Here is a 24,442-nt window from a genome sequence, read left to right on the forward strand (position 1 = left end):
TGTGCGGCGCACAGCCTTGCGGCTGTGCGCCTGACGGGTTCAGCGGTTGAAACGCTCGACCAGCGAGTACTGGCTGGTGGCGGTACGAGTCAGTTCTTCGCTAAGCAGGGCCGAGTGCTGGGCCTGCTCAGAGGTCTGATCGGCCAGCTGAGCGATGGTGCTGATATTACGGCTGATCTCATCGGCCACGGCAGTCTGCTCTTCGGTAGCTGCCGCGATCTGGGTGGTCATGTCCGTGATGTTGGCCACTGCTTCGCTGATGCCGAGCAGCGCCTGGTCGGCTTCCATGACCCGAGCCACACCTTCTTCGGCCTGACGATGGCCCGCTTCCATGGTTTGTACGGCGTTGCTGGCAGTCTGTTGTAGCTTGGCGATCAGTCCGTGGATCTGGCCGGTCGACTCACTGGTGCGCTGTGCCAGTTGACGAACTTCATCGGCAACGACCGCGAAGCCACGACCCATTTCGCCAGCGCGAGCGGCCTCGATTGCAGCGTTCAGTGCCAGCAGGTTGGTTTGGTCGGCAATGCCTTTGATCACATCGACCACGCCGCCGATCTCGTCGCTGTCGCGTGCCAGTTGCGTCACGGTCTGCCCGGTTTCGCCGACGGCCTGGGACAGGCGCTGGATGGCCTCGCGGGTTTCCCCGGCGATATCCCGGCCACGCCCGGTGAGGCGATTGGCTTCCTGGGTTGCATCGGCCGTGCGTTGAACGTGGTTGGCCACCTCTTGAGTCGTGGCAGCCATCTGGTTGACGGCGGCTGCGACCTGTTCGGTTTCTACGCGCTGGCGTTCCAGCCCGGTGGAGCTGTTATGCGCGAGGGTGTCGGACTGACGCGCCTGCTCGTTCAGGTGTTCAGCAGTGTCCTGCAGACGGGTCAGGCAGGTCTTCAGGCGTGCGTCCTGGCTGAGCATGGCCATTTCCAGGCGACCCTGAACACCGCGGCTGTCGCTGTACATCTGTGCGATCAGTGGGTCAGAGGTGGTCTGCTCCGCCAGGCGTAGCAGGCGCTTGAGGCCTCGTTGCTGCCAGGTCAGGCCCATCAGGCCCAGCGGTACGGACAAGCCGGCGGCCAATGCAAAGCCCCACGAATGACCGAGCCAGTTACCGATCAGGAAACCAATCTGGCTGATCAGGATGAACGGTAGCCAATCCTGCAGTACCGGCAGCCACATGTCGCGCCTTGGAATGGCCGATTTGCCTTGGTTGATTCGCTCGTACAACCCTTGGGCGCGGCGTATCTGTTCAGCCGTCGGCTTTACCCGCACGGACTCATAGCCGACTACCTGATTGTTTTCAAAAACCGGCGTTACATAGGCGTTGACCCAGTAATGGTCGCCGTTCTTGCAGCGGTTCTTGACGATGCCCATCCATGGCAGACCCTGTTTCAGGGTACCCCACATGTGAGCAAACACCGCTGGCGGCACGTCCGGATGGCGAACCAGGTTGTGCGGGGCGCGCAACAGCTCCTCTCGCGAGAAGCCGCTGATTTCGACGAAGGCATCGTTGCAGTAGGTAATCAGACCTTTGGCATCGGTGGTCGAAATCAAACGTTGCTGATCAGGAAAAGTCCGTTCGCGCTGGGTAATCGGCTGGTTATTACGCATTGGCTGTTCAATCCGGAAGGCTTTCGAGGGGTATCGGCAGCGAGTTGTTTTTATTGAGTCGATTTTTGCAGCCATTGATCGAGCGCAGGGTTTTTATTTCCGACCTGGGCTAGGCGAAAACCTGGGCTAAATGAAACGCTGCAATTTTCAGCAAATTGCCCGCATTCTTTCATGTTTTTGACATCAAAGTCAGCTACTGACTGATGGTTCACGCTCGGGCTCATCTGCTCAGCATCGGGTAGGTGAACAGGCTGAAATGCAACAGGTTCAAGGTAAAGTGGCTGATGATCGCAGCCAGCAGTCCGCCATGGCGGTAAACCAGACCATAACCGACGCCCGCAAGACTCGCCAGAACCACCCATTGCCAACCTCCGCCGAGGTGGGCCAGGCCGAACACGCCTGCGGCGATCAACAGCGCCAGGCGCTGGCCTTGGCCATGGTGCTTGAACAGCTGTTGCAGGCCACCCTGAATGTATCCGCGAAACAGCACTTCTTCAGTCAGGCTCACCAGCAGCAGGTTGTTGGCTGCCCACAGCCAGCCCTCTGCTGGCCATTTCGGTGACCAGGCAACAACGTCGAGCCACTGTGCGCTGCCCAGGCTGGCCGTGGCCGTGAGGGTGGTGATCACCACCACGCTGGCGGAGGCGTGTCGCGGATGTGCCCACAGTATCCATGGACAAGCCAGCAGTACCCAGAACGCGATAAGTGGCTTATCCAGGTTCAGGTACATGGAGTAGGCGGCTGCGTCGGCACTGAAGTGTTGCGCGTCAATGACCTTGGCGCTGTTGAAGCCGGGAAGCCAGTGCAGGGCCAGTCCTACGGCCAGCAGGACAAACAGACCATGGCCGCAAACCTTGAGCCAGACGTTGCGAGGTCGTTGCACAAGCGCTGCCGCGCACAGCAGCAAGATGACGCCAGGCAGCGCGACAAGCGTCAGTTGGCCCTGGTAGAGCGCGAAGGCGTAGCCGAGGCAGAGCAGGGCAAGGGTGATCCCCCGAGGAGATGGCATGTCGATTACCGTGCGATGAAGTCCATCCATGAGGGGTTGGACTCGAACCACAGGGTAAAAGACACGCCTTTTCACCGGTCAGTGATGATGGCGGTCATGCCATCGGGTATCAGGCACGTTTGTCGGCGATCAGATGCCGCAACACGTAGTGCAGGATGCCGCCTGCCTTGAAGTACTCCACTTCATTGAGGGTGTCGATTCGGCACAAGACCTCAAGGCTTTCCTCGCGACCGTCTTCGCGGGTAATCCCCAGCCTCAGCGCCATGCCCGGAGAAAGCACAGCTCCGCTCAAGCCAAGGATATCAATACGTTCATCACCCTTGAGCGCCAGGGTCCTGCGACTCTGCCCAGGTTTGAATTGCAGGGGCAGGACCCCCATGCCAACCAGGTTGGAGCGGTGAATACGCTCGAAGCTCTCGGCCAGTACGGCTTTCACTCCCAGCAGGTTGGTGCCCTTGGCAGCCCAGTCACGGCTGGACCCGGTGCCGTATTCCTGGCCGGCAACCACTACCAGTGGTGTGCCATCGGTGCGGTAGCGCATGGCCGCATCGTAGATCGACAGTTTCTCGCCGCTGGGGATATGCAGGGTGTTGCCACCTTCTTCGCCGCCGAGCATTTCGTTGCGGATACGGATATTGGCGAACGTGCCGCGCATCATGACCTCATGGTTGCCCCGGCGCGAGCCGTAGGAGTTGAAGTCATGCTGGGCTACACCCTTGTCGCGCAAGTAGCGTCCGGCCGGGCTGTCAGCCTTGATGTTGCCGGCTGGAGAAATATGGTCGGTGGTCACCGAGTCACCCAGCAGTGCCAGAATGCGTGCGCCGCGAATGTCCTGGATCAGTGGCAGCGGGCCGGTGATGTCGTCGAAGAACGGTGGGTGTTGAATATAGGTCGAGCCACTCTGCCAGGCATAGGTGGCAGCCTGCGGCACCTCGATGGCTTGCCATTGCGCATCACCGGCAAAGACTTCGGCATATTCTTTATGGAACATCGCCGTATCGACGCTGGCCACGGCGGCGGCAATTTCCTGTTGGCTAGGCCAGATGTCGCGCAGGTAGACGGGCTGGCCGTCCCGGCCGACGCCCAGTGGATTTTTACTCAGGTCGATACGCACGCTGCCAGCCAAGGCATAGGCCACGACCAGTGGCGGCGAAGCCAGCCAGTTGGTTTTCACCAGTGGATGCACGCGGCCTTCGAAGTTGCGGTTGCCGGAGAGCACCGAAGCGACGGTCAGGTCATCGTGGGTGATGGCTTTTTCGATGGCCTCATCCAGAGGGCCGGAGTTACCGATGCATGTGGTACAGCCATAGCCCACCAGGTTGAAACCCAGGTCATTCAGGTAGGGGGTCAGACCTGCCGCCTGATAATAGTCGGTTACCACTTTTGAGCCGGGGGCCAGTGAACTCTTTACCCAGGGTTTGCGTTGCAGGCCTTTTTCCACGGCTTTCTTGGCCACCAGCCCGGCGGCCATCATCACGCTGGGGTTGGACGTGTTGGTGCAGGACGTAATGGCGGCGATCACCACCGCGCCATCTTGCAGGGCCGGGTCATGGTGGCCGGTTGTCACGCGGCTGACCTGCTCGTTTTGCTTCGGTTGCAAACCCATGAAGTCATCGAAGGCCTGGCGGACCTGCGACAGTGCCACACGGTCCTGAGGGCGTTTAGGGCCAGCCAGGCTGGCTTCGACGCCGCTCAGGTCCAGCGCCAGGGTACTGGTGAAGGCGGGGGCATGGCCGGGGAGCCGCCACAGGCCTTGCACCTTGCTGTAGGTTTCGACCAGTTTCACCGTTGCCTCGGGCCGGCCCGACAGGCGCAGGTAGTCCAGGGTCACGTCGTCGACCGGGAAGAAACCGCACGTGGCGCCATACTCCGGGGCCATGTTGGCGATCGTGGCGCGGTCGGCCAGGGGCAGGTCTGCCAGGCCATCGCCATAGAACTCGACGAATTTGCCGACCACGCCTTTTTTGCGCAGCATCTGGGTGACGGTCAACACCAGGTCGGTGGCCGTGATGCCTTCGCGCAGTTTGCCGGTCAACTGGAAGCCGATGACTTCGGGGATCAGCATGGAGACTGGCTGGCCGAGCATTGCGGCCTCCGCTTCGATGCCGCCCACCCCCCAGCCCAGTATGCCCAGGCCGTTGATCATGGTGGTGTGCGAGTCTGTGCCAACCAGTGTGTCGGGGAAGGCATAGGTGCGACCGCCTTCCTCGCGTGTCCAGACGGTCTGCCCCAGGTACTCAAGGTTCACCTGATGGCAAATGCCGGTACCCGGTGGTACCACGCGGAAATTATCGAATGCGTTCTGCCCCCAGCGCAGAAAGGCGTAGCGCTCGCCATTGCGCTGCATTTCGATGTCGACGTTCTCGCTGAAGGCCTGTTGACTGGCGTAGTGGTCGACCATCACCGAGTGGTCGATCACCAGGTCGACCGGTGACAGCGGGTTGATGCGCTGAGGGTTTCCACCGGCCTTGGCCATGGCGGCGCGCATGGCGGCCAGATCGACCACCGCCGGCACCCCGGTGAAGTCCTGCATCAGCACCCGTGCTGGACGGTATTGGATCTCGCGGTCGGAGCAGCGGTTGTTCAGCCACTCGGCGAGGGCCGACAGGTCGCTGCTGGTCACAGTCTTGCCATCCTCCCAGCGCAACAGGTTCTCCAACAGCACCTTCAGCGACATGGGCAGTGAGCTCAGGTCGCCCAGGCTGCGTGCGGCGTCGGGGAGGCTGTAGTAGTGATAAAGGCGGTCACCTACCGCAAGGGTTTTGAGGGTGTTCAGGCTGTCGAGCGAAGGCATGGGTCAACTCCTTCTGGGCCGGTGGTCGGCAATCTCCCTGCTGTCGCCGATTTCACCGTCGAGGTGACGGTCCGCAACGCACGGACCTGGCTGAAGGGTCAGGTTAGACCGGATTGTCAGGCCTGGTTAAATACTGGACCGGCGGAGCATGTCACTGGTTCCTGACTTCCTTTATCATTCGTCGATTTGCCGCCGTTGCGCCGTGCGCTCGGTCAGGGTCTGCTGCGTGTGCTGCCGACCGTCCTGGAGTGATTGATGAATACCCTGTTTATGCACTGTCGGCCCGGTTTCGAGGGCGAAGTCTGTTCTGAAATCGCCGAGCATGCCGCGCGATTGAATGTGGCCGGTTATGCCAAGGCCAAACCGCAAAGCGCGTGCGCCGAGTTCATCTGCAACGACGCCGAAGGTGCCGAGCGGCTGATGCGCGAACTGCGCTTCTCGCAGCTGATTTTTCCTCGGCAATGGGCCCGTGGCAGTTTTGTCGAGTTGCCCGAAACCGACCGGATCAGCGTACTGCTGGAGGCTTTGGTCGAGTACCCGGTGTGCGGCAGCCTCTGGCTGGAGGTCATGGACAGTAATGACGGCAAGGAGCTGTCGACGTTCTGCCGCAAGTTCGAGGGGCCGCTGCGCAAGGCGTTGCTCAACGCGGGCCGGCTGGTGGAAGACGCTGCCAAGCCGCGCTTGCTGCTGACCTTTGTCAGTGGCCGACGTGTCTTTGTCGGGCTGGCAGCGGCTGACAATTCGGCCATGTGGCCGATGGGGATCCCGCGACTGAAATTCCCTCGTGAAGCCCCAAGCCGTTCAACCCTTAAGCTGGAAGAAGCCTGGCATCACTTTATTCCACGCGATCAATGGCCACAGCGCTTGTCGGATGACATGACCGGTGTCGACCTTGGCGCTGCGCCAGGTGGCTGGACCTATCAACTGGTCAAGCGCGGTATGCTGGTGACGGCTATCGACAACGGCCCCATGGCTGAAAGCCTGATGGACACAGGGTTGGTCCAGCACTTGATGGCCGATGGTTTTACCTACAAGCCCAAGCAGACCGTAGACTGGATGGTCTGTGACATCGTCGAGAAGCCGGCGCGCAGTGCGGCGCTGCTGGAAACCTGGCTGGGTGAGGGCCTGTGCCGTGAGGCGGTGGTCAACCTGAAGTTGCCGATGAAGCAGCGCTATGCCGAGGTTCGGCGCTTGCTGGAGCGCATCGAAGAGGGCTTCAAGGCGCGCAAGGTCAAGGTATCGATTGGCTGCAAGCAGTTGTATCACGACCGTGAAGAGGTCACTTGCCACTTGCGTCGACTGGACATGAAACCGCGTTGAGGCTGTCGCTGGCAACAGCGGTTCAACGAGCCCGTGCACGACAGTAGTTACCTAGCATTCGGAGAAATACATGACGGATACCGATTCCACCCTGACAGCCGATGCAGTCCTTGATGCCAGTGGTCTGAACTGCCCCGAGCCGGTGATGATGCTGCATCAGTATGTGCGAGATCTGAGCGCTGGCGGCCTGCTCAAGGTCATCGCGACCGACCCTTCGACTCGTCGCGACATTCCCAAGTTCTGCGTGTTCCTAGGCCATGAACTGGTCGAGCAGCAGGAGCAGTCAGGCACTTATCTGTACTGGATCCGCAAGAAGCTCGATTAAGCCGCCGCTGCCTGCCGGATGCGCTTGCGCGCACTGCGCACCAGGCGCACCGACAGCATCAATGCGGCGCAGGTCAGGCCGACAATCAGGCCTTCCCAGAGGCCGCTCGGCCCGCTGGCGTCGCCCTGCCAGTTGGTCATGCCAAGCAGGTAGCCCACCGGCAGGCCGATACCCCAGTACGCGAACAGGGTCAGGATCATGGTCACCCGTGTGTCCTGATAGCCGCGCAGCGCGCCAGCCGCGGTGACCTGGATAGCGTCGGAGAACTGGAACAGCGCCGAATAGACGATCAGCATCGAGGCAATCTGGATCACGGTGTTGTCTGTGGTGTAGATCGAGGCGATGGGTTCGCGCATCAGCAGCATCAGGCTTGCTGAAAAGCAGGCGTAGGCAAGCGCCGTGGCCATGCCGACGCCCGCAGCAAAACGCGCCTCGCGCGGCTCGCCGGCACCGATGGCCTGGCCAACCCGCACGGTGACAGCCATGCCCAGCGAATACGGGATCATGAACACCAGGGAGCTGACGTTGAGGGCGATCTGATGCCCCGCCACAACGGTTGAGCCGAGGCTACCGATCAACAGGGCGATCACGGCAAAGATGCTCGACTCTGCAAACACCGCAATACCAATGGGCAGGCCGATGTTCAGCAGGCGCTTGATCAGTGCCCATTGGGGCCAGTCGAAGCGGGCAAATACCTGGGTCGGACGATAGACCGGTGCCCGGGCGATCCAGGCCGCCATGCACACGGCCATGAACCACATGACGATGCCGCTGGCCCAGCCACAGCCGACGCCGCCCATCGCAGGCAGGCCCAGGTGGCCATAGATGAAGATGTAGTTCAGTGGGATGTTCAGCATCAGTCCCGCGAGCCCCACCACCATGCTTGGACGCGTGCGACCCAGGCCGTCGCTGCTACAGCGCAGGACATAGTAAAGGGCGACGGCTGGCAGGCCGAAGGCGATCCCTTTCAGGTAACCCATGCAGGGTGCGATCAACTCGGCATCGACCTTCATCAGGTGCAGGATCGGCTCGGCACTGATGAGCAACAGGCTGGCGCCGATCCCGACTGCCAGCGCCAGCCATAGCGCCTGGCGTACCAGTGGACCGATTTCGGCATGCTGGCCAGCGCCGAAGCGCTGGGCAACCTTGGGGGTGGTTGCCAGCAGGATGCCGGTCATCAGTAGAAAGACGGGTATCCAGATGGAGTTGCCAAGCGCTACGGCGGCAAGGTCACGGGGGCCGACCCGTCCGGCCATTACCGCATCGACGAAACCCATGGCCGTGGTCGCCAGTTGCGCGATGATGATGGGGGTGGCCAGGCGCATCAGGGTGCTCAGCTCGGCGCGAATGCGCGCGGGTCGAGAGCGCGTGGCGGTGTCGGTGTTCATGAGTGTCACAAGGCAGGTGTCCACAGTAAAGGTGCGGAAAACTGCCTAGTCTAACCGTTGACGGATCGGTCAGGAAACAACCTGTGACTGGATTGGCGGGGGGCGATGCGCCTAAACTGCGCACCCCGACAGGAGATCACCATGCTGATTGTTGCCGACGAGAATATTCCGCTGCTCGATGCGTTTTTTGCCGGCTTCGGCGAAATTCGCCGTTATCCGGGGCGCGCCATTGACAGCGCCTGTGTGCGGGACGCTGACGTGCTGCTGGTGCGCTCGGTGACTCAGGTCGATCGGGCCTTGCTGGAAGGCAGCAAGGTGCGTTTTGTCGGCACCTGCACCATTGGTACAGACCACCTCGACCTGGATTATTTCGAGCAGGTGGGGATTCGCTGGTCCAGTGCGCCGGGCTGCAACGCCCGCGGTGTCGTGGACTATGTACTGGGGAGCCTGCTGACGCTGGGTGAACTCGATGGCCTGAATCTGGCTGAGCGTACGTATGGCGTGGTCGGTGCTGGTGAAGTGGGGCGGCGGTTGGTCGATGTGCTGCGCGGGTTGGGTTGGTCGGTGTTGGTCTGCGACCCACCGCGTCAGGCCCGTGAAGGCGGGGATTACGTTGGCCTGGAGCGTATTCTCGCCGAGTGCGACGTAATCAGCCTGCACACGCCACTGACCCGCGCCGGTGAACATGCCACCTGGCATCTGCTGGACAGCGAGCGGCTGGCACGTCTGCGACCTGGTGCATGGCTGATCAATGCCAGCCGTGGACCGGTGGTGGATAATGCGGCGCTGCGTGAGCTGCTGCTTGCCCGTGAAGATGTTCAGGCGGTCCTGGATGTCTGGGAAGGTGAGCCGCAGGTCGATTTGGCACTTGCCGACCTGTGTGTGCTGGCCACGCCGCATATTGCCGGTTACAGCCTGGACGGCAAGCAACGCGGTACCGCACAAATCTATCAGGCGTTCTGCGCCTGGCGTGGTGAACCCGAGCAGGTGAAACTGGCCGATCTGTTACCGCGACCGTGGCTGGCCCAACTGAGCCTTGAGGCTGAAACCGATCCGGCCTGGGCCTTGGCCACGTTGTGCCGTGCGGTCTATGACCCGCGCCGTGATGATGCGGATTTCCGTCGTAGCCTTAGTCCTGATCCGCTCAGGCAGCGAGCGGCGTTCGACCTCTTGCGCAAGCAGTATCCGGCACGGCGCGAAATTGAAGGCCTTGCCGTGCGGGTCAACGGTGAATCGCCGGCCTTGCGGCGGATGATCGCTGCGCTAGGGGCGGTAGAGGTCTGAACGGCAGGCAGTAAAAACCCGGCGCTGGCGCCGGGTTCAGGAAGTCTGTAGTGATCAGGCCTTCTTGGCGGTTTTTTCCCGACTCTTTTCCAGGTCCTGGCACGCTTTCTGGATCATTTGCTCAGTGATCGGGATCTCACGACCCTGGGCATCAATGATCGAGCCACAGGCCGGGTGGGCGTGTGTCGACGCTTGTTGCGATGTGCCACTGTTCTGCAAGCTCATATCCTGTCTCCTCATCAGGTTGCAAGCTCAGCCTAGATCTGCACGATGACCGCCCTGTGACAAGGCTCCCTCGCTCGTCGTCGCGCATGTGCCAAGTCCACCAGAAAGCCATGCAAACTGCCAGTGGCACTTTAGAACGAAATGTACTAGGGACTGTGAGGGCGCGGCTTAAGTCATGTGCTCATTCCGGCGCTCGGGTGTAGGCTGCTGCAAATCGACTGAAAATGGCATTCTCATGATCTTCCGTCTGTCTTCTCGACAACGTCAGGCCATTCAACTGGCCTGGCGCTTTATCCGCCCGTATCGAAAACAGGCCATCGCCGCGCTGGTCGCGCTGGTACTGACGGCGGCGATTACCTTGTCGATGGGGCAGGGGATTCGCTTGATGGTTGACCAGGGCTTCATGACCCAGTCGCCAACGCTGTTGAATCAGTCTATCGGCCTGTTCTTGTTGCTGGTGCTGGCCCTCGCGGTAGGCACCTTTACCCGCTTCTATCTGGTGTCATGGATTGGCGAGCGCGTTGTTGCTGATATCCGCCAGCAGGTGTTTGATCACTTGATCTACCTGCATCCCGGCTTCTTCGAGAGCAACCGCAGCTCAGAAATACAGTCGCGCCTGACCGCTGATACGACATTGCTGCAGTCCGTGATCGGCTCTTCGCTCTCGTTGTTTTTGCGCAACGCTTTGATGGTGGTGGGTGGCATCGTGCTGTTGTTCGTGACCAACCCGAAGCTGACCAGCATTGTGGTGCTGGCGTTGCCCTTGGTCCTGGTACCGATACTGGTTTTCGGTCGACGGGTGCGTAGCCTGTCACGTCAGAGTCAGGATCGGGTCGCGGATGTCGGCAGTTATGTGGCCGAAACCCTGGGGCAAATCAAGACCGTGCAGGCCTACAACCACCAGGGCAGCGATCAGCGCCGTTTCAGTGTGACCGTCGAAGCAGCGTTTGATACAGCGCGTCAACGTATTCTGCAGCGGGCCTGGCTGATCACCTTGGTCATCGTCCTGGTACTGGGGGCGGTGGGGGTAATGCTCTGGGTCGGGGGTATGGACGTAATCGCGGGGCGTATTTCCGGCGGTGAGCTGGCCGCGTTCGTGTTCTACAGCCTGATCGTCGGCAGTGCGTTTGGCACCTTGAGCGAGGTGATCGGCGAGCTTCAGCGTGCGGCGGGCGCTGCGGAGCGGATTGCTGAACTGCTGGCTGCGCGGAGCGAGATCGTTTCGCCAGCGCAAGGCTTGATGCGCCTGCCGGAGCATGTCAGCGGTCAATTGGAGCTGCGTGAAGTGCGCTTTGCCTATCCATCGCGACCGAACCCGGCCGCTATTGATGGCTTGAGCCTGGTGGTGGCGCCGGGTGAGACCCTGGCGTTGGTCGGACCGTCTGGCGCCGGTAAATCAACGCTGTTTGATCTGCTGCTGCGTTTTTATGATCCACAGGCCGGGCAGATCCTGCTGGACGGCCTGCCGGTCGATCGGCTCGATCCGCAGGATCTGCGGCGAAACTTTGCGCTGGTCGCACAGAACCCCGCGTTGTTCTACGGCTCGGTCGAGGACAACATCCGCTACGGCCGTGCCGATGCCAGCAGTGCCGAGGTTGAGGCGGCTGCGCGCAGTGCTCATGCCCATGAGTTCATCCTGCAACTGCCTCAGGGCTATCAAACGCATTTGGGTGAGTCAGGGCTCGGGCTTTCCGGTGGTCAACGCCAGCGCCTGGCCATTGCCCGGGCGCTGCTGGTGGATGCGCCGATCCTCTTGCTCGACGAAGCGACCAGTGCGCTGGATGCGCAGAGCGAGCATTTGATCCAGCAGGCCTTGCCTGGGTTGATGGCCGGACGAACCACGCTGGTGATCGCTCACCGCCTGGCAACCGTGCAGCATGCCGACAGGATCGCTGTGATCGATCGGGGTCGGCTGGTGGCGGTCGGGACGCATCGACAGTTGATTGCCGAAAGTCCGCTGTATGCCCGGCTGGCGGCGTTGCAGTTTGGCGCTGCAGATTCGCCACATGAGGCCGATAGCAAGGTGTAAGCAAGCGCTTTACATTTTCATGACAGCCCTCATACCGTCTGTCACATTTCTGTAGTAATCCCCTGAGACTATCGTAACCCGCTGTTACATAGCGCTTGAGTGATGGGCTGCCATCTCTGATGGCTGTCTAGTGCTGATGTTGGCTGCTTGCCAAGGGAGACAAGGATGTCTCCAGGTGTCCGGTGCGTCTTGCATCGGAACACAGACCCCTACCTTGTTGTGAGACCCTGCCCGATGTTCCTGCGTAAATCCCTACGGATGCAAATTCTTGCCCTGCTTGGCGGCAGTGTGTTGGCAATGTTGCTGATTGCCCTGGTTTGCTTCCAGTTTCTTTCTGCCAGCGTGCGTGGATACGGTGAGTTGGTGGATGGGCCGCTACAGGCGTCACAACTGATTGATGAGGCCAACCTGCAATTCAAGGTCCAGGTTCAGGAGTGGAAAAACGTACTGCTGCGGGGCAAGCAACCAGCGGAACTGGATAAGTACTGGCAGCAGTTCCAGGCGCGCGAGCAGCAAGTGCAGGATATTCTGGCGCAACTGATCAATGGTAACGCGCTGGAGCCTGCGCTCAAGGCGCGCCTTGTGCAGCTCAAGGACAGCCATCGTCAGTTGGGGGCGGCCTATGCCAAAGGGCGTGAAGCCTTTTTGGCCGCAGGCGGCGACCCCTTTGCTGGCGATCAGGCCGTCAAGGGCGTAGACCGTGCGACCAGTGAGCAGATGAGCGAGCTGGTCGGCCAGTTGCGCGCGGATGCCAAGGGGCGTGCTGCCAGCATCAGTGAAGCGGCGCAGCGTACGGTGTGGCTGGGGTTGCTGATCATGTTCGGCTCGGCTGTGCTCGTGGGGTTGCTTAGCGTTTCGCTGGTCAATCGCAACATTGTCGAGCCGATCCGCAAGCTGATTGAGTATGTCGCGCACCTCAGCCAAGGCCGTTTTGATGCCCGGGTTGCCAGTGATCGTCAGGATGAGCTTGGGCGCCTGGCGTTGGCGGCCAATACCTTGCGCGACTTCCTTGCAGACACCTTTCGGCGTCTGCAGGGCAACGCGGTAGACCTTGAATCGGCCAGTGGCGAGTTACGAACCATCGCCGGCGGCATGGCCCGTGGCACGGAGGACCAGTTCCAGCGTACCGATCAGGTGGCTACTGCCATGCACGAGATGTCTGCCACCGCGCAGGAGGTCGCGCGCCATGCCGCCGAAGCGGCGCGTGCCGCCGACGAGGCAGACCACAATGCCCAGGCGGGCGAGCAGGTGATGCAGGCCACCATCGATACGATTGCGGCAGTCAATCAGGAGATCGTCGGTACGGCGGGAGTGATTCGCAACCTGGAGCACGACAGCGCACGGATTGGCAAAGTGCTGGAGGTTATTCACGGCATCGCCGAGCAGACCAACCTGCTGGCACTCAACGCAGCCATTGAAGCGGCGCGTGCTGGTGAGGCTGGCCGTGGTTTTGCGGTCGTCGCTGATGAGGTGCGTAGTCTGGCTCAGCGCACCGGGGCGTCGATTGCCGAGATCAATCAGATCATCAGCGCGGTACAGTCGGGAGCCATGGAGGCGGTCAAGGCCATCGAGAGTGGTCAGGTGCGCAGTGAGGAGGGGGCTGAGCAAGTCCAGCGCGCGGGGCAAATGCTCCAGCGCATCACCTTGGCGGTGGAAGCGATTCGTGACATGAACCGGCAGATTGCCACTGCTGCGGAAGAACAGACCAGCGTGGCGGATGATATCTCGCGCAACCTGGTGGAAATCACGCGGATTGCGACCGCCAACCAGGAAGCGGTGCAACATACCGAGCAGGCCGGTGGCCGCCTGCACGAGCTGTCCGGGCAACTGGGCGCAGTCACGGCCAACCTTAGCGCCTGACCCTCCTGCGGAGGGGGGAATCCGCCACTTGCCTGCCATTGCGGCGTGGCAATGTGGCGGATTGTCGCCACGAAAACCACTCACTATGCCCGTGCTGACACGGTTTAGCCATTGGTCGTTGGTTTTAGAGTGGTTGGCCCGCTTCCTGCTTTAAGGCGACGCTGGCTTCGGCCATGCAAGCACCCCCGCGGTTGCTGTTTCAGATAACCGCACGGCGTGACCACTGTTCCCCGATCCATCGAACAACCCCAGCCGCCAGCCATCGCGCCGGTGTCCAGGCTCTGCTGCCTGAATACCCGGTCGCCCGGTGCGTTGGCCTGCGCGAGCAAGAATAAAAAACCGGGCGTGCATAACGGGGCGAGCAGTCATTGCCAATTACTTCACTTCAATTGGATTGAACCATGAAAAAAATTCTGCTGACGCTCCTGTGCCTGAGCGTCATCGGTTGCTCCAAGCCCAGCGAGCCCGAGAAAACCGTAGACGTGCTGCTGATCGGCGGCGGCATCATGAGCGCAAGCCTTGGTACCTACCTCAACGAGCTGGAGCCTGAATGGTCCATCGACATCTATGAGCGCATGGACAAGGTTGCCGAAGAAAGCTCCAACGCCTGGAACAACGCCGGTACCGGTCACTCCGCGTTCTGCGAACTGAACTACACCAGCGAAGCTGCTGATGGCTCGATCGACATCAGCAAGGCTGTGGGGGTCAACGAGCAGTTCGAAATTTCCAAGCAATTCTGGGCCTATCAGGTTGAGCACAATGTGTTGAGCAACCCGAAGTCGTTCATCAACAATGTGCCGCACATGAGCTTCGTCTGGGGGGACAAGAACGTCGAATTCCTCAAGAAGCGTCATGCTGCACTGCAACACAGCTCGTTGTTCCGCGGCATGGAGTACAGCGAAGACCACAAGCAGATCGCGCAGTGGGTACCGCTGGTCATGGAAGGCCGTGCTGCCGACCAGAAGATCGCTGCCACACGCATGCCGATCGGCACCGACGTCAACTTCGGGGAGATTACCCGCCAGCTGTTTGCGTCGATGACCCAGCACGACAACGTCACGTTGCACGTTCAGCATGAAGTCCGTGACATTGTTCGCAACACCGACAACACCTGGACCGTGGTCGTTGCCGACCTGGCCAATAAAGGGGTCGAAACCAGCGTCAAGGCCAGGTTCGTCTTCATTGGTGCCGGTGGTGGTGCGCTCAAGCTGTTGCAGAAGTCGGGTATTCCAGAGGCAGACGGTTATGCCGGCTTCCCGGTTGGCGGTCAGTTCCTGATGACGGACAACCAGGACATCGTTGCGCGCCACAAGGCCAAGTTGTATGGCAAGGCTTCGGTCGGTGCGCCACCCATGTCGGTTCCGCACCTGGACACCCGGATGATCGATGGCAAGGAAGTGCTGCTGTTTGGTCCGTTTGCCACCTTCTCGACCAAGTTCCTGAAGAACGGCTCGTTGCTGGACATGTTCGCTGCGCTGACCCGCCACAACATCATGCCAATGACCCACGCGGGTATCGATAACATTGACCTGAGCACCTACCTGATGGGGCAGTTGATGTTGAGCTTCGACGACCGCATGGCGGCCCTGCGCGAGTACTTCCCGAATGCTCGGAACGAAGACTGGACACTGCTTCAGGCCGGCCAGCGCGTTCAGGTGATCAAGAAAGACCCTGTGCACGGTGGCATCTTGCAGTTCGGCACTGAGGTCGTGGCGTCCGAGGACGGCACCATCGCTGCATTGTTGGGGGCGTCGCCAGGTGCTTCCACCGCTGCACCGATCATGCTGAGCGTGTTGGAAAAGACCTTCAAGGATCGCATCAAGACCCCTGAATGGCAGGCCAAGCTGAAGCAGATCATTCCAACCTATGGCCAGAAGCTCAACAACAACCTTGAGCTGACCAACACGACCCGTGCCTGGAGCAGCGAGCGCCTGCAACTGAACTTCGCACCGGTATTGCCTGAGGAAACGGCTGCCCAGGCCGCGATGTAGGTACAGCGGGCGTTATCGTCAGTATCGCCAGGACACATCGTTGGCAAGCCGACTCCAACAAAGGCAGCATGAGGCTGTTGGAGTTGGGCTTGCCAGCGATGCAGAGGCTACGACCTGCAGGGCGCAGGCGTTGAATCAGTGACGACGTTTCTTGCTGCCGTCGGCCAGGTTATTGCCCAGTGCGCCACCGGCAGCACCACCCAGGCCTGCGCCGATGGCCGAACCGGTGCTGCCACCGAGCTTGCCGCCAATCAGGGAGCCGCCTGCCGATCCCAGGCCACCACCAATGGCCGCCTTGACTTTGTTGCCCTTCTTCGCAGTCATTGCACTGCCCGCCGCACCGCCGACGCCAGCGCCGACCGCCGCACCCGTGCTACCGCCCAGTTTCTGACCGACAACGTTGCCCAGTACGCCGCCCAGGCCACCGCCGATTGCCGTCGTGCCATCGCCAGCCCATGCGCCTTGTGCGCACAGCAGGCCCAGAGTAATGGCGGCAAGAGTCTTACGCATGTGAAACAACCTCAGAACAGGAGAAAAGGGCGCGTATTCTGAGGGCGTTCGTCGATGCCGGCAATCTGTGCTGACCATTGGTGCTGTATGGCAGCATGCCTGTTTCAAAGGTCTTTGACCGTACGGACCTGGTCTTTGTTGACGCGGTTGCGCTTGCCGTCCAGTTGCTCGAACTCGTAGAAGCCGGAGTCGTCATTGTACGTGGGCGTGTCGATGGTCTGGATTTCGCGCCCATCGTTCAGGGTGATCACGGCTGGCGATGAGCAGCCCGCCAGGGTGCCCAGGCCCAGTGCAAGGAGGAATGCGGGCAAGGTTCGTTGGATCATCGTGCATCTCCAGTCGTGGGTAGAACGCAGTAGTGTCCTTCAGGCGGATGTCATTACAGCGAATTCCTTGTTCAATGCAGCATAGCTGGGAAGCACTGCTCATGGTCGGGGCACTGCCGGGCTCGGGTTGGGATGGCCTGTGATATAACAGCCGGCATGTGTTCCTACCAATGGATTCAAGGTCCCATGAAAGCCAAGGCTGAAGTACCTTTTGTGCCGCTCAACATCGCGGTGTTGACCGTCAGTGATACCCGTACGCTTGAAACCGACACCTCGGGTGAGGTCTTTGTCGAACGTCTTACGACGGCCGGGCATGCCCTCGCAGCGCGTGTACTGCTCAAGGATGATCTCTACAAAATCAGGGCTCAGGTCGCCACCTGGATTGCAGATGAACAGGTTCAAGTGGTGCTGATTACCGGTGGCACGGGGTTCACCGGGCGTGACAGCACGCCCGAAGCGGTGACGTGCCTGCTGGACAAGCAGGTTGATGGTTTTGGTGAGCTGTTCCGGCATATCTCTTTGGCCGATATTGGCACCTCTACCATACAGTCGCGCGCACTCGCCGGCCTGGCCAATGGCACGCTGGTGTGTTGCCTGCCGGGTTCGACCAGCGCGTGCCGTACCGGCTGGGACGGCATCCTGGCCGAGCAGTTGGATGCCCGTCATCGTCCGTGCAATTTCGTGACCCATCTCAAGCAGGCCGAACCCTGCCAGAGCCGTGGCTGAGTCTGCGGCGGTGAAGCCGCTGATGTCGGTCGAGCAGGCCCTTGAGCGTTTGCTGGCGTTGGCTGACAGTGCGCCTATTCGTGAGCATGAACAGGTCTGTCTGGCTGACGCCGAAGGCCGTGTACTGGCCCGCGAACTGGTTGCCACCCTTGACCTGCCGCCTTGGCCTAACAGTGCCATGGACGGTTATGCCTTGCGCTTGGCCGATTGGCAGAATGAGCCGCTGGTGGTGAGCCAGCGGATATTTGCCGGTCATGCGCCGACACCGCTGGAACCGGGTACCTGTGCGCGCATTTTCACCGGTGCACCAATGCCGGCAGGCGCCGATTGCGTGGAAATGCAGGAAAATACCGAGGTTCTGGCTGATCAGCGGGTGCGCTTCACTCAGCCGCTGCGCGTTGGCCAGAACATCCGCCCACAAGGCCAGGAAACGCGCGCCGGTGAACACGTACTGGCTGCCGGTACGCGTCTGGGGCCTATCGAGTTGGGCCTGGCGGCATCACTGGGCTGTGCTGAGCTGACCGTGGTTCGGCGGGTGCGGGTGGCGTTGCTGTCGACCGGTGATGAGCTGGTTGAGCCCGGCTTGCCGTTGGGGCCCGGGCAGATCTACAACAGCAATCGACGGCTGCTGGCCGCCTGGTTGCAGCGCTTGGGTTGCGACGTGGTTGATGTGGGTATTCTGGCGGACGATCTGCAGAAAACCCGCGAATGCCTGGGGCGCCTTGTGGATGTCGACCTGATCCTCTCCACTGGCGGTGTTTCGGTCGGTGAGGCTGACTACCTGGGTATCGCCCTGCGTGAGGAAGGCGAGTTGGGGCTCTGGAAGCTGGGGATCAAACCAGGCAAGCCGCTGACCTTTGGGCATTACCGGGGCGTGCCGGTGGTTGGCCTGCCTGGTAATCCTGCGTCGACACTGGTGACCTTCGGTCTGTTGACGCGTCCCTACCTGTTGCGCCGCCAGGGTGTTCAGGACGTCACGCCTCTGCAGTTCGCCGTGCCGGCTGGCTTTGAATGGCCCAAGGCCGGCGGTCGCAGGGAGTACCTGCGCGGACGCATCGAGCAAGGGCAAGCGCGGATCTATAAAAACCAGAGCTCGGGCGTGCTGCGCAGTGCCGCATGGGCAGAGGGTCTGGTTGAGGTTCGCGAAGGGCAAACGCTCGTACCAGGCGATATGCTGCAGTTCATTCCATTGAGCGAGCTACTCGGCTGAACGACTCAGCAGGTCGCTGTCCAGGCGGGTATTGTTTGCCCTGGGCAGCATGCTGACGCGGGCATGCACCGCTTCAAGTTGCGCTGCTGCAACGCTCCAGTCGTGCGTTGTGCGGACGTACTGGCGCGCAGCCTCTGACAATTGCCGCATGCGCCAGGGTTGGTTGAGCAGTTGGGTGATCATCAAGGCCAGCCCGTCGCTGTCGTCGCTGCCCAGGTAGTGTTCGCCATTGTTGACTGTCAGGCCTGAGACGCCTTGGCTGGTGGTGACCACGGGCAGGCCGGCCGCCATGGCTTCCAGCACCTTGACCTTGCAGCCGCCTCTATGGCGTAGCGGCGCGAGGAAAATCGCCGAGTGACGTTGTATGTCGCGCAGGTCTGGCAGGTAGCCGACCCATTCGATGCGCGGATCGTTCCAGTGCAACTTCAACTGTTCTGGCAACGCGTGCCCGGCGATCGCCACGCGGACTGCCGGGTTGCTCAGCCAGACTTTAGGCATGATGTCGTCGAGGGCCCACTCGATGGCACTGAGGTTGGCGCCGTACTCGAAATTACCGACAAACAACAGGCGCTGGCTATGCAGTGCCGGGCTCACGGAGTGGTAGTGCTCGCAGTCGACGCCATTGATCACGATGGGGCAGGGGCGACCTGTCATTCGGCTGATCTGCCGAGCGTCGTTTTCGCTCACCGCGATCACTTCGCTGGCTTGGCGCAATACCCGAGTTTCCCAGTACCGGTAGCGCCAGCGGTCGAAGGTATTGAAAGGGCGCAGCCACAAGGGCAGTTGGTCCTGGCGGGCAGCGCCTGCAATAGACTCTACGGTGTGTTCACTGATGATGAACGGCAGTCTGCTTGACTGCAGGGCCTTCTCGAATGGCTGAAAACTGTAGCTGTGCTCAATCTGTATCACGTCCCAGTGTTCTTGCAGCAAATGCTCGAAGCAATGCCGCAGGTGGGGTGCCAGGCCGTTGATGCTGGCCCGCATCGGGTAGCTGACATAGAACGCTGCGAGAAGGTTCAGCGGGCTGTGCAGCGGGCGCCTGGGCAGTGCGATCAAGCGCTCGACCCAAGGTTCGAGCGCTTGCCGTGCTGCGTCTCCGAGGGGGACTTTCGATTGCACCAGCAACGTGATGCGGTGGCCGCGTTGGGCCAGGCCGCGCATCAGGTTGTACTGACGGGTTTTGCCGCCGCTGGTCGTCGGCCAAGGCAGGTAAGGCAGTGTCCAGAGTACGCGCATGAACCCTTTCCTCGATCGTCGGTCGGGCAACGCTGGCTGATATGAAAGGCACGCCGGTCTACGTCAGCCGATGATCGGCTCTGGAGCGCGTCCGTAGATATCAGTAAAGCGTACGATGTCATCCTCGCCCAGGTATTCGCCACTTTGTACTTCGATCATCACCAGGTCGATGACTCCCGGATTGCGCAGGCGATGGGTGCAACCGGGTTTGATGAAGGTGGACTCATTGGTGTCGAGCAGAAATTCTTCTTCGCCGTTGGTCACCATCGCCATTCCGCTGACCACGATCCAGTGTTCGCTGCGGTGGTGGTGCATCTGCAGTGACAGCGAGGCTTCCGGGCGAACCATGATGCGCTTGATCTTGAAGCGCTTGCCTTCCTCCAGCACGGTGTAAGTGCCCCACGGGCGGGTCACGGTGCGGTGCAGGCGATAAGCGTCATGGCCCTGGCGTTTGAGTTCCTGTGCAATCAGTTTGACCTCCTGACTGCGCTGCGCATCGGCAATCAGCAGCGCATCGGGCGTATCAATGATGATCAGGTTGTCCAGGCCAAGGCCGCCAACCAGGCGGCGCGGCGAATCGATGTAACAGTTGCTCACGTCGTGAAGTACGGTCTGGCCGTTGCACTGGTTGCCATTGTGGTCGGCATCCTTCAGTTCGCGAATGGCTTGCCAGCACCCAATATCGCTCCAGCCCAGTTGGCTGGGCAGCACGGCTACCCGTTTAGAGGGTTCCATGACTGCGTAGTCGATGGAAATATCCTGGACGCGCGCAAAGCTGGAGGCATCAAGCTCCAGTTGCAACTCGCCGTTACCGGTTTTGCTCTGGCTCTTTTCCAGGCACGCACTGACGTCAGCAAGCAATTGCGGCGCATGCACTTCCAGTTCATGCAGGATGGCATCCACGCGCATGCAGAACATGCCGGCGTTCCAAAGGTGCTGGCCTTCGTCCAGGTAGCGTTGTGCGGTGGTCGCGTCAGGCTTTTCAACGAAGCGCGCGACCTGATAGCCCTGTGCACCAAGAGGTTGGCCCTTTTCGATATAGCCGAAACCGGTCTCAGGGCGGTCGGGAACCAGGCCGAAGGTGGTCAGCCAACGCTGTCCGGCCAGTTCCCTGGCATGCCCTACGGCGGTTTCAAAGGCTTGCAGGTCACTGATCAGGTGGTCGGCCGGCAGTACCAACAGTTGGGCGTCCTCGCCGTAATGACGTGCGCAGTGCAGTGCGGCAGCGGCAATCGCTGGTGCGGTGTTGCGACCGCACGGCTCAAGAATAAAGTCCAGTGCGACGCGTGCCGGGTTCAGCGCGCGGTACTCATCCTGGGTGCGAAAAAAGACGTCGCGGTTGGTGACGGTCAGGACCCGCTCGACATCCTTGAGGTTGCTGGCCCGGGCAAAGGTCTTCTGTAGCAGGCTCTGGCCGTCAGGCATGCGTATGAACGGCTTGGGCATGGCTTCGCGGGAAACGGGCCAAAGCCTTGTGCCAGCGCCGCCGGCGATGATGCAGGGAATCAGTACACTCATCTCACATAGCCTCGAAGCAGGGGCGCTGCGATTGCGCAGCGCAACAGGAAGAAAAAGGTACCTGGCAGGCGCTTGCGCAATGAGTCAATAAACCGACTTTTTTCACCGGCGTCGTCCTTGATTGCCAATATTTTGTCGAATAATGCACGTTAGGGGATACGCTTTCAATGGCATTTCCATGAATGCTGGAATTTTCCGACCACTGCATCGTGGGTGTTTGGGTGGTGTCGAAGCCGATACTGACGTTGCCCGACCTTGAGTGTGGCGGGTTGAGAAACTGCGGGGCAGGGGGGCAGCAGGCTCGCGAGCACCTTAGGCAACTGGCGTGTGCAGGGGTTGGTGCTCAATCTGGATGAACGGGCGTTTTTGGGGGAAGCCTGCGCCCGAAGGTAGTGCTGAAGAGGACTGTGGGTGCATCTGCCTGGGGCGTGTTCAGTGCTCAGTCATCCAGACTGATGATCTGCTCACGGACGGCAAACAGGACCAGGCCGGCGACGTCGTATATTTGCAGGCGCTTCATGATCTGCGAGCGATGGGTCTCTACGGTCTTGATGCTCAGTCCCAGCCCGTTGGCGATCTCCCGGGTGGACTTTCCGCGCACGATCAGGCGCAGAATTTCCAGTTGGCGTGCCGTGAGGTTGTGGTTTTCAGTCGTTTCCGGCGTGTTCGTCTTGGCTTTCAGCAGGGCCTGGTTGATGACCGTGTGGGCGATGGCCGGGCTCAGGTAGCGCTCATCGCAACGCAGTGCGGTAAGCGCTTGCTCCAGCTCGGTGGCGGTGGTGTCTTTGAGCAGGTAGCCATGAGCACCACTTTCCAGGGAGCGCATGATCAGCTCCGGGTCGGTGTGCATCGACAGGATCAGGACCTTGCAGCGGCTGTTGGACGCGCGCAGTTGTGCCAGTGCGTCAAGGCCGCTGGTTGAACGCATGGAGATATCCAGCAGGATGATATCGGGGTCGAGTCGCCGCACCAGTTCGGATAACTGGTTGCCGTCATTGGCTTCGCCTACCACGGTGTAGCCCGGAATATCGGACACCAGTGCGCGCACGCCGGCACGAATCAGTGAGTGGTCATCTACTAGCAGTAATTTACAGGTCATGGGGTCTTACTTGCATTGGCGCGTTCGAGGGCTCGTGGTGCCCATGGGAACAATGCCTGGATCTTTGTGCCGTGGCCGGGCTGGCTATCTACCGAAAGGCTGCCGCCCAGCAGGTTCATGCGTTCGAGCATGCCGGTCAGGCCGCGTTGGCCGCCATCGCCAAGGTTTTCTGTGGCCAGGAAACCCTGGCCGTCATCGGTAATCGAGAGCGACAGGCCTTCAGGCAAACGCTGAATACAGACGATCAGATTGCTGGCGCGTGCATGTCGCAGAATGTTTGTGACGGCTTCCTGGGTAATCCGAAAGGCAGCGATTGCGGTTTCTTGCGGAATGCCGTCCATGCGTTGCCTGCAATCCAGGCTCCACAACACGTCGGTGTTCTCCAGCGTGCGCAGCAGGTGTGCGCGCAGGCTTGCTTCAAGGCCAAGGCTGGTCAGTTGCCGGGGATTGAGGATGGCTGAGACATCGCGGACATTGGCCAGCGTGTCGTCCAAGGTTTTGCGCAGGGTCGTGCAGTGCTCTTGCAGGTCTGCTGGCAAGCGACGATAGAGCCAGTCGGCTTGTAGTTTGGCCGCAGTCAGCAATTGACCAATGTCGTCGTGCAATTCTCGACTCAGGTGCTGGCGTTCGCTTTCCTGCACTTTGAGCATACGGTCGGCGAGTTCCTGTGGGCGGAGTGCTATCGAGCGCGCGCTGAGCAACATTTGCCATGCAATACAGAGCATGGCCAAGGCTTGCAATGCCAGAACGCTGCCAGGCATGGGTATCGAGTGCAGGTACAGGTACAGGTTTGCGGTAATCGAACCCAGGCAAAGCCCGGCCGTCAACCAGCGTAATAGAGCGGCTCCGGGTGACCAGCGTGTGAAAGTCATGAGGCGTTGGAGCATAGGGAATGAAGCCACTAAATATATCGCTGTTGAAAACCTGTCAAATGTCGAACAAGAGGTATTGGTCGTATTGCCTTAAACAACTTGTTGATTGTTGGTTTTACTTCGGCATGCTGACCATGCTTCAACGAACAGGCAACGCGATGAATTAAGCAACGCGATTCTGTTTGTCGACCGCAGTCGCGCATATTATCACTTTGCATACCTTTGGTCGCGGGTACCAAAGGTGCCTGAATGGTCAGATTTTGCTGGGTAGTACGTTCGTTCCGCTTTTTCGTGATTGTAGCACTTTGCTATCACTGGTGGCGTTGAGATACCACGCCTTATATCCAGGCTGGGGTGGCTTGGATCGCATTGCCTGGAACTAGTCGATTTTTCTGAAAGTTAGTACTTAGTGTAGGTTTTACCCTGTTCAGTTAGTTGTGTTATCACGTGCTTAGTTTGCCCTTAGTTCAGTCTAGTTGGCGTTGAAAAGCAAGGGTCTACGGGTTGTTTTCAGGCGTATGGCCGCCGTGCGACGGCTGGTCGTGGGTAACCGACTTGGCTCATTCTGCGCGGCTAGCCTTTTCCGGCCCCAGGGTGGTAGTCAGGTTTCCAATGAGCTCAAGTTGTTCCTGATTATCCAGGCTGAGCAAGCCGGTCTGCGGGTCGATCAGTTCCAGTTGCCAGGAAAGCAATGTCAGGCAATCAGACAGCACATCCAGCGCTTCACCGTGCAAACGATTGCGGTCTCGCTCTGGCTCAAGCAGCAGGCGCAGTTGAAGACAGAAATCGGCAATCTCGGGTTGATCGTGTGTCAGTGCGCGATTGGCCAGGGAGCCCAGTGTGTCTACCATGCAGTCGATCGCATCTGGATCGTTGCCGATCAGTTCCAGGTGCAGCAGGCATTCCTGGGTCTTGGTCAGCAGAACCTCGGCATCAATCAGAAAATCTTGTAGCACGCTCGTATCCGGTGAGTCGTCTTGCATTATGCGGCTCCCGCAGGGCGCAGGTTGGCCAGGGGCCGATAATTTACCTGGCGGCGGACGTTTTGCAGTGCCGGGGCAGAAGCTGGCCACAACCAAGCGATAGCAAACAAAAGCCTGACTCCATTCATGCAA

General features: G+C 60.2%; 20 protein-coding genes and 1 pseudogene. 9 read left to right on the forward strand and 12 right to left on the reverse strand.

The window, feature by feature from the left end:
• Positions 1–39 precede the first annotated feature (39 nt).
• The 3 genes from IE038_RS05765 to acnA all read right to left on the reverse strand — a co-directional run bounded on the left by IE038_RS05765 (position 40) and on the right by acnA (position 5,408).
• A complete protein-coding gene (locus IE038_RS05765; RefSeq protein ID WP_189395295.1) occupies positions 40–1,605 on the reverse strand; it encodes a methyl-accepting chemotaxis protein in 1,566 nt (521 codons plus the stop codon).
• 220 nt (positions 1,606–1,825) lie between these two features.
• The gene (locus IE038_RS05770) at positions 1,826–2,614 is read right to left on the reverse strand and encodes a CPBP family intramembrane glutamic endopeptidase (protein WP_163935288.1); all 789 of its coding nucleotides are present in this window, start codon (positions 2,612–2,614) and stop codon (positions 1,826–1,828) included.
• A gap of 109 nt (positions 2,615–2,723) precedes the next feature.
• On the reverse strand, positions 2,724–5,408 hold the full coding sequence (gene acnA, locus IE038_RS05775) for an aconitate hydratase AcnA (RefSeq protein ID WP_189395296.1): 2,685 nt from the start codon (positions 5,406–5,408) through the stop codon (positions 2,724–2,726).
• Between the two features lie 255 nt (positions 5,409–5,663).
• Here acnA and rlmM point away from each other — a divergent pair, with 255 nt between their 5' ends.
• Positions 5,664–6,728, forward strand: coding sequence for a 23S rRNA (cytidine(2498)-2'-O)-methyltransferase RlmM (rlmM, locus tag IE038_RS05780; RefSeq protein WP_163935285.1), 1,065 nt, complete (start codon positions 5,664–5,666; stop codon positions 6,726–6,728).
• A gap of 70 nt (positions 6,729–6,798) precedes the next feature.
• Complete coding sequence (gene tusA / locus IE038_RS05785; RefSeq protein WP_163935282.1) at positions 6,799–7,053, forward strand: sulfurtransferase TusA; 255 nt, start codon at positions 6,799–6,801, stop codon at positions 7,051–7,053.
• Here the strand turns inward: tusA and IE038_RS05790 are convergent.
• Complete coding sequence (locus IE038_RS05790) at positions 7,050–8,441, reverse strand: MATE family efflux transporter (RefSeq protein ID WP_163935279.1); 1,392 nt, start codon at positions 8,439–8,441, stop codon at positions 7,050–7,052. The genes tusA and IE038_RS05790 overlap by 4 nt on opposite strands.
• Positions 8,442–8,582: 141 nt before the next feature.
• Here IE038_RS05790 and pdxB point away from each other — a divergent pair, with 141 nt between their 5' ends.
• The gene (gene pdxB, locus IE038_RS05795; protein WP_163935276.1) at positions 8,583–9,725 is read left to right on the forward strand and encodes a 4-phosphoerythronate dehydrogenase PdxB; all 1,143 of its coding nucleotides are present in this window, start codon (positions 8,583–8,585) and stop codon (positions 9,723–9,725) included.
• A 54-nt stretch (positions 9,726–9,779) separates the two neighbouring features.
• On the opposite strand, the gene IE038_RS05800 is transcribed toward pdxB, so the two are convergent.
• Positions 9,780–9,950, reverse strand: a complete 171-nt coding sequence (locus IE038_RS05800) for a PA1571 family protein (protein ID WP_167524027.1) — start codon at positions 9,948–9,950, stop codon at positions 9,780–9,782.
• A 235-nt stretch (positions 9,951–10,185) separates the two neighbouring features.
• Between IE038_RS05800 and IE038_RS05805 the strand changes: the two genes are divergently transcribed.
• The 4 genes and pseudogenes from IE038_RS05805 to IE038_RS05815 all read left to right on the forward strand — a co-directional run bounded on the left by IE038_RS05805 (position 10,186) and on the right by IE038_RS05815 (position 15,830).
• A complete protein-coding gene (locus IE038_RS05805) occupies positions 10,186–11,979 on the forward strand; it encodes an ABC transporter transmembrane domain-containing protein (RefSeq protein WP_163935274.1) in 1,794 nt (597 codons plus the stop codon).
• A gap of 816 nt (positions 11,980–12,795) precedes the next feature.
• Positions 12,796–12,954, forward strand: a pseudogene (locus IE038_RS25205) (HAMP domain-containing protein); the annotation flags it as partial.
• Positions 12,955–13,125: 171 nt separating this feature from the next.
• Positions 13,126–13,839, forward strand: a complete 714-nt coding sequence (locus IE038_RS25210; RefSeq protein ID WP_438810751.1) for a methyl-accepting chemotaxis protein — start codon at positions 13,126–13,128, stop codon at positions 13,837–13,839.
• A 401-nt stretch (positions 13,840–14,240) separates the two neighbouring features.
• Complete coding sequence (locus IE038_RS05815; RefSeq protein ID WP_163935271.1) at positions 14,241–15,830, forward strand: malate:quinone oxidoreductase; 1,590 nt, start codon at positions 14,241–14,243, stop codon at positions 15,828–15,830.
• 135 nt (positions 15,831–15,965) lie between these two features.
• Here IE038_RS05815 and IE038_RS05820 read toward each other — a convergent pair whose 3' ends face one another.
• Both IE038_RS05820 and IE038_RS05825 read right to left on the reverse strand, forming a co-directional pair.
• Positions 15,966–16,340: a bacteriocin gene (locus IE038_RS05820; RefSeq protein WP_163935268.1), complete on the reverse strand. Its 375-nt coding sequence runs from the start codon at positions 16,338–16,340 to the stop codon at positions 15,966–15,968.
• Between the two features lie 104 nt (positions 16,341–16,444).
• On the reverse strand, positions 16,445–16,666 hold the full coding sequence (locus tag IE038_RS05825) for a YgdI/YgdR family lipoprotein (RefSeq protein ID WP_163935265.1): 222 nt from the start codon (positions 16,664–16,666) through the stop codon (positions 16,445–16,447).
• Between the two features lie 186 nt (positions 16,667–16,852).
• On the opposite strand from IE038_RS05825, the gene moaB reads away from it, so the two are divergent.
• A complete protein-coding gene (moaB, locus tag IE038_RS05830) occupies positions 16,853–17,392 on the forward strand; it encodes a molybdenum cofactor biosynthesis protein B (RefSeq protein WP_163935261.1) in 540 nt (179 codons plus the stop codon).
• 22 nt (positions 17,393–17,414) lie between these two features.
• A complete protein-coding gene (locus IE038_RS05835) occupies positions 17,415–18,602 on the forward strand; it encodes a molybdopterin molybdotransferase MoeA (RefSeq protein ID WP_163935342.1) in 1,188 nt (395 codons plus the stop codon).
• On the opposite strand, the gene IE038_RS05840 is transcribed toward IE038_RS05835, so the two are convergent.
• From IE038_RS05840 to IE038_RS05860, 5 genes are all read right to left on the reverse strand, one after another.
• A complete protein-coding gene (locus tag IE038_RS05840) occupies positions 18,591–19,838 on the reverse strand; it encodes a glycosyltransferase family 4 protein (protein ID WP_189395297.1) in 1,248 nt (415 codons plus the stop codon). The two genes, IE038_RS05835 and IE038_RS05840, sit on opposite strands and share 12 nt — an antisense overlap.
• Positions 19,839–19,901: 63 nt before the next feature.
• The gene (locus IE038_RS05845) at positions 19,902–21,356 is read right to left on the reverse strand and encodes a mannose-1-phosphate guanylyltransferase/mannose-6-phosphate isomerase (RefSeq protein ID WP_163939432.1); all 1,455 of its coding nucleotides are present in this window, start codon (positions 21,354–21,356) and stop codon (positions 19,902–19,904) included.
• A gap of 439 nt (positions 21,357–21,795) precedes the next feature.
• A complete protein-coding gene (locus tag IE038_RS05850) occupies positions 21,796–22,455 on the reverse strand; it encodes a response regulator transcription factor (protein ID WP_163939434.1) in 660 nt (219 codons plus the stop codon).
• Positions 22,452–23,342, reverse strand: a complete 891-nt coding sequence (locus IE038_RS05855) for a sensor histidine kinase (RefSeq protein WP_163939436.1) — start codon at positions 23,340–23,342, stop codon at positions 22,452–22,454. The genes IE038_RS05850 and IE038_RS05855 overlap by 4 nt, the downstream gene beginning before the upstream one ends.
• Before the next feature lie 545 nt (positions 23,343–23,887).
• Positions 23,888–24,310 carry a histidine kinase gene (locus tag IE038_RS05860; protein ID WP_163939438.1) on the reverse strand — a complete coding sequence of 141 codons (423 nt, stop codon included), beginning with the start codon at positions 24,308–24,310 and terminating at the stop codon, positions 23,888–23,890.
• Between the last annotated feature and the right edge of the window lie 132 nt (positions 24,311–24,442).

It is taken from the genome of Pseudomonas laurentiana, from assembly GCF_014648275.1.
Lineage (GTDB): Bacteria > Pseudomonadota > Gammaproteobacteria > Pseudomonadales > Pseudomonadaceae > Aquipseudomonas > Aquipseudomonas laurentiana.

Excerpts from the sequence above, each read along its gene's own strand:
- rlmM (WP_163935285.1), top strand. The coding sequence starts at position 5,664 with ATGAATACCCTGTTTATGCACTGTCGGCCCGGTTTCGAGGGCGAAGTC.
- IE038_RS05840 (WP_189395297.1), bottom strand. The coding sequence starts at position 19,838 with ATGCGCGTACTCTGGACACTGCCTTACCTGCCTTGGCCGACGACCAGC.
- IE038_RS05800 (WP_167524027.1), bottom strand. The coding sequence starts at position 9,950 with ATGAGCTTGCAGAACAGTGGCACATCGCAACAAGCGTCGACACACGCC.
- IE038_RS05770 (WP_163935288.1), bottom strand. The coding sequence starts at position 2,614 with ATGCCATCTCCTCGGGGGATCACCCTTGCCCTGCTCTGCCTCGGCTAC.
- IE038_RS05855 (WP_163939436.1), bottom strand. The coding sequence starts at position 23,342 with ATGCTCCAACGCCTCATGACTTTCACACGCTGGTCACCCGGAGCCGCT.
- IE038_RS05845 (WP_163939432.1), bottom strand. The coding sequence starts at position 21,356 with ATGAGTGTACTGATTCCCTGCATCATCGCCGGCGGCGCTGGCACAAGG.
- IE038_RS05850 (WP_163939434.1), bottom strand. The coding sequence starts at position 22,455 with ATGACCTGTAAATTACTGCTAGTAGATGACCACTCACTGATTCGTGCC.
- tusA (WP_163935282.1), top strand. The coding sequence starts at position 6,799 with ATGACGGATACCGATTCCACCCTGACAGCCGATGCAGTCCTTGATGCC.
- moaB (WP_163935261.1), top strand. The coding sequence starts at position 16,853 with ATGAAAGCCAAGGCTGAAGTACCTTTTGTGCCGCTCAACATCGCGGTG.
- IE038_RS05835 (WP_163935342.1), top strand. The coding sequence starts at position 17,415 with ATGTCGGTCGAGCAGGCCCTTGAGCGTTTGCTGGCGTTGGCTGACAGT.
- IE038_RS05765 (WP_189395295.1), bottom strand. The coding sequence starts at position 1,605 with ATGCGTAATAACCAGCCGATTACCCAGCGCGAACGGACTTTTCCTGAT.
- pdxB (WP_163935276.1), top strand. The coding sequence starts at position 8,583 with ATGCTGATTGTTGCCGACGAGAATATTCCGCTGCTCGATGCGTTTTTT.
- IE038_RS05820 (WP_163935268.1), bottom strand. The coding sequence starts at position 16,340 with ATGCGTAAGACTCTTGCCGCCATTACTCTGGGCCTGCTGTGCGCACAA.
- IE038_RS05825 (WP_163935265.1), bottom strand. The coding sequence starts at position 16,666 with ATGATCCAACGAACCTTGCCCGCATTCCTCCTTGCACTGGGCCTGGGC.
- IE038_RS05860 (WP_163939438.1), bottom strand. The coding sequence starts at position 24,310 with ATGCAAGACGACTCACCGGATACGAGCGTGCTACAAGATTTTCTGATT.
- IE038_RS25210 (WP_438810751.1), top strand. The coding sequence starts at position 13,126 with ATGCACGAGATGTCTGCCACCGCGCAGGAGGTCGCGCGCCATGCCGCC.
- IE038_RS05790 (WP_163935279.1), bottom strand. The coding sequence starts at position 8,441 with ATGAACACCGACACCGCCACGCGCTCTCGACCCGCGCGCATTCGCGCC.
- acnA (WP_189395296.1), bottom strand. The coding sequence starts at position 5,408 with ATGCCTTCGCTCGACAGCCTGAACACCCTCAAAACCCTTGCGGTAGGT.
- IE038_RS05815 (WP_163935271.1), top strand. The coding sequence starts at position 14,241 with ATGAAAAAAATTCTGCTGACGCTCCTGTGCCTGAGCGTCATCGGTTGC.
- IE038_RS05805 (WP_163935274.1), top strand. The coding sequence starts at position 10,186 with ATGATCTTCCGTCTGTCTTCTCGACAACGTCAGGCCATTCAACTGGCC.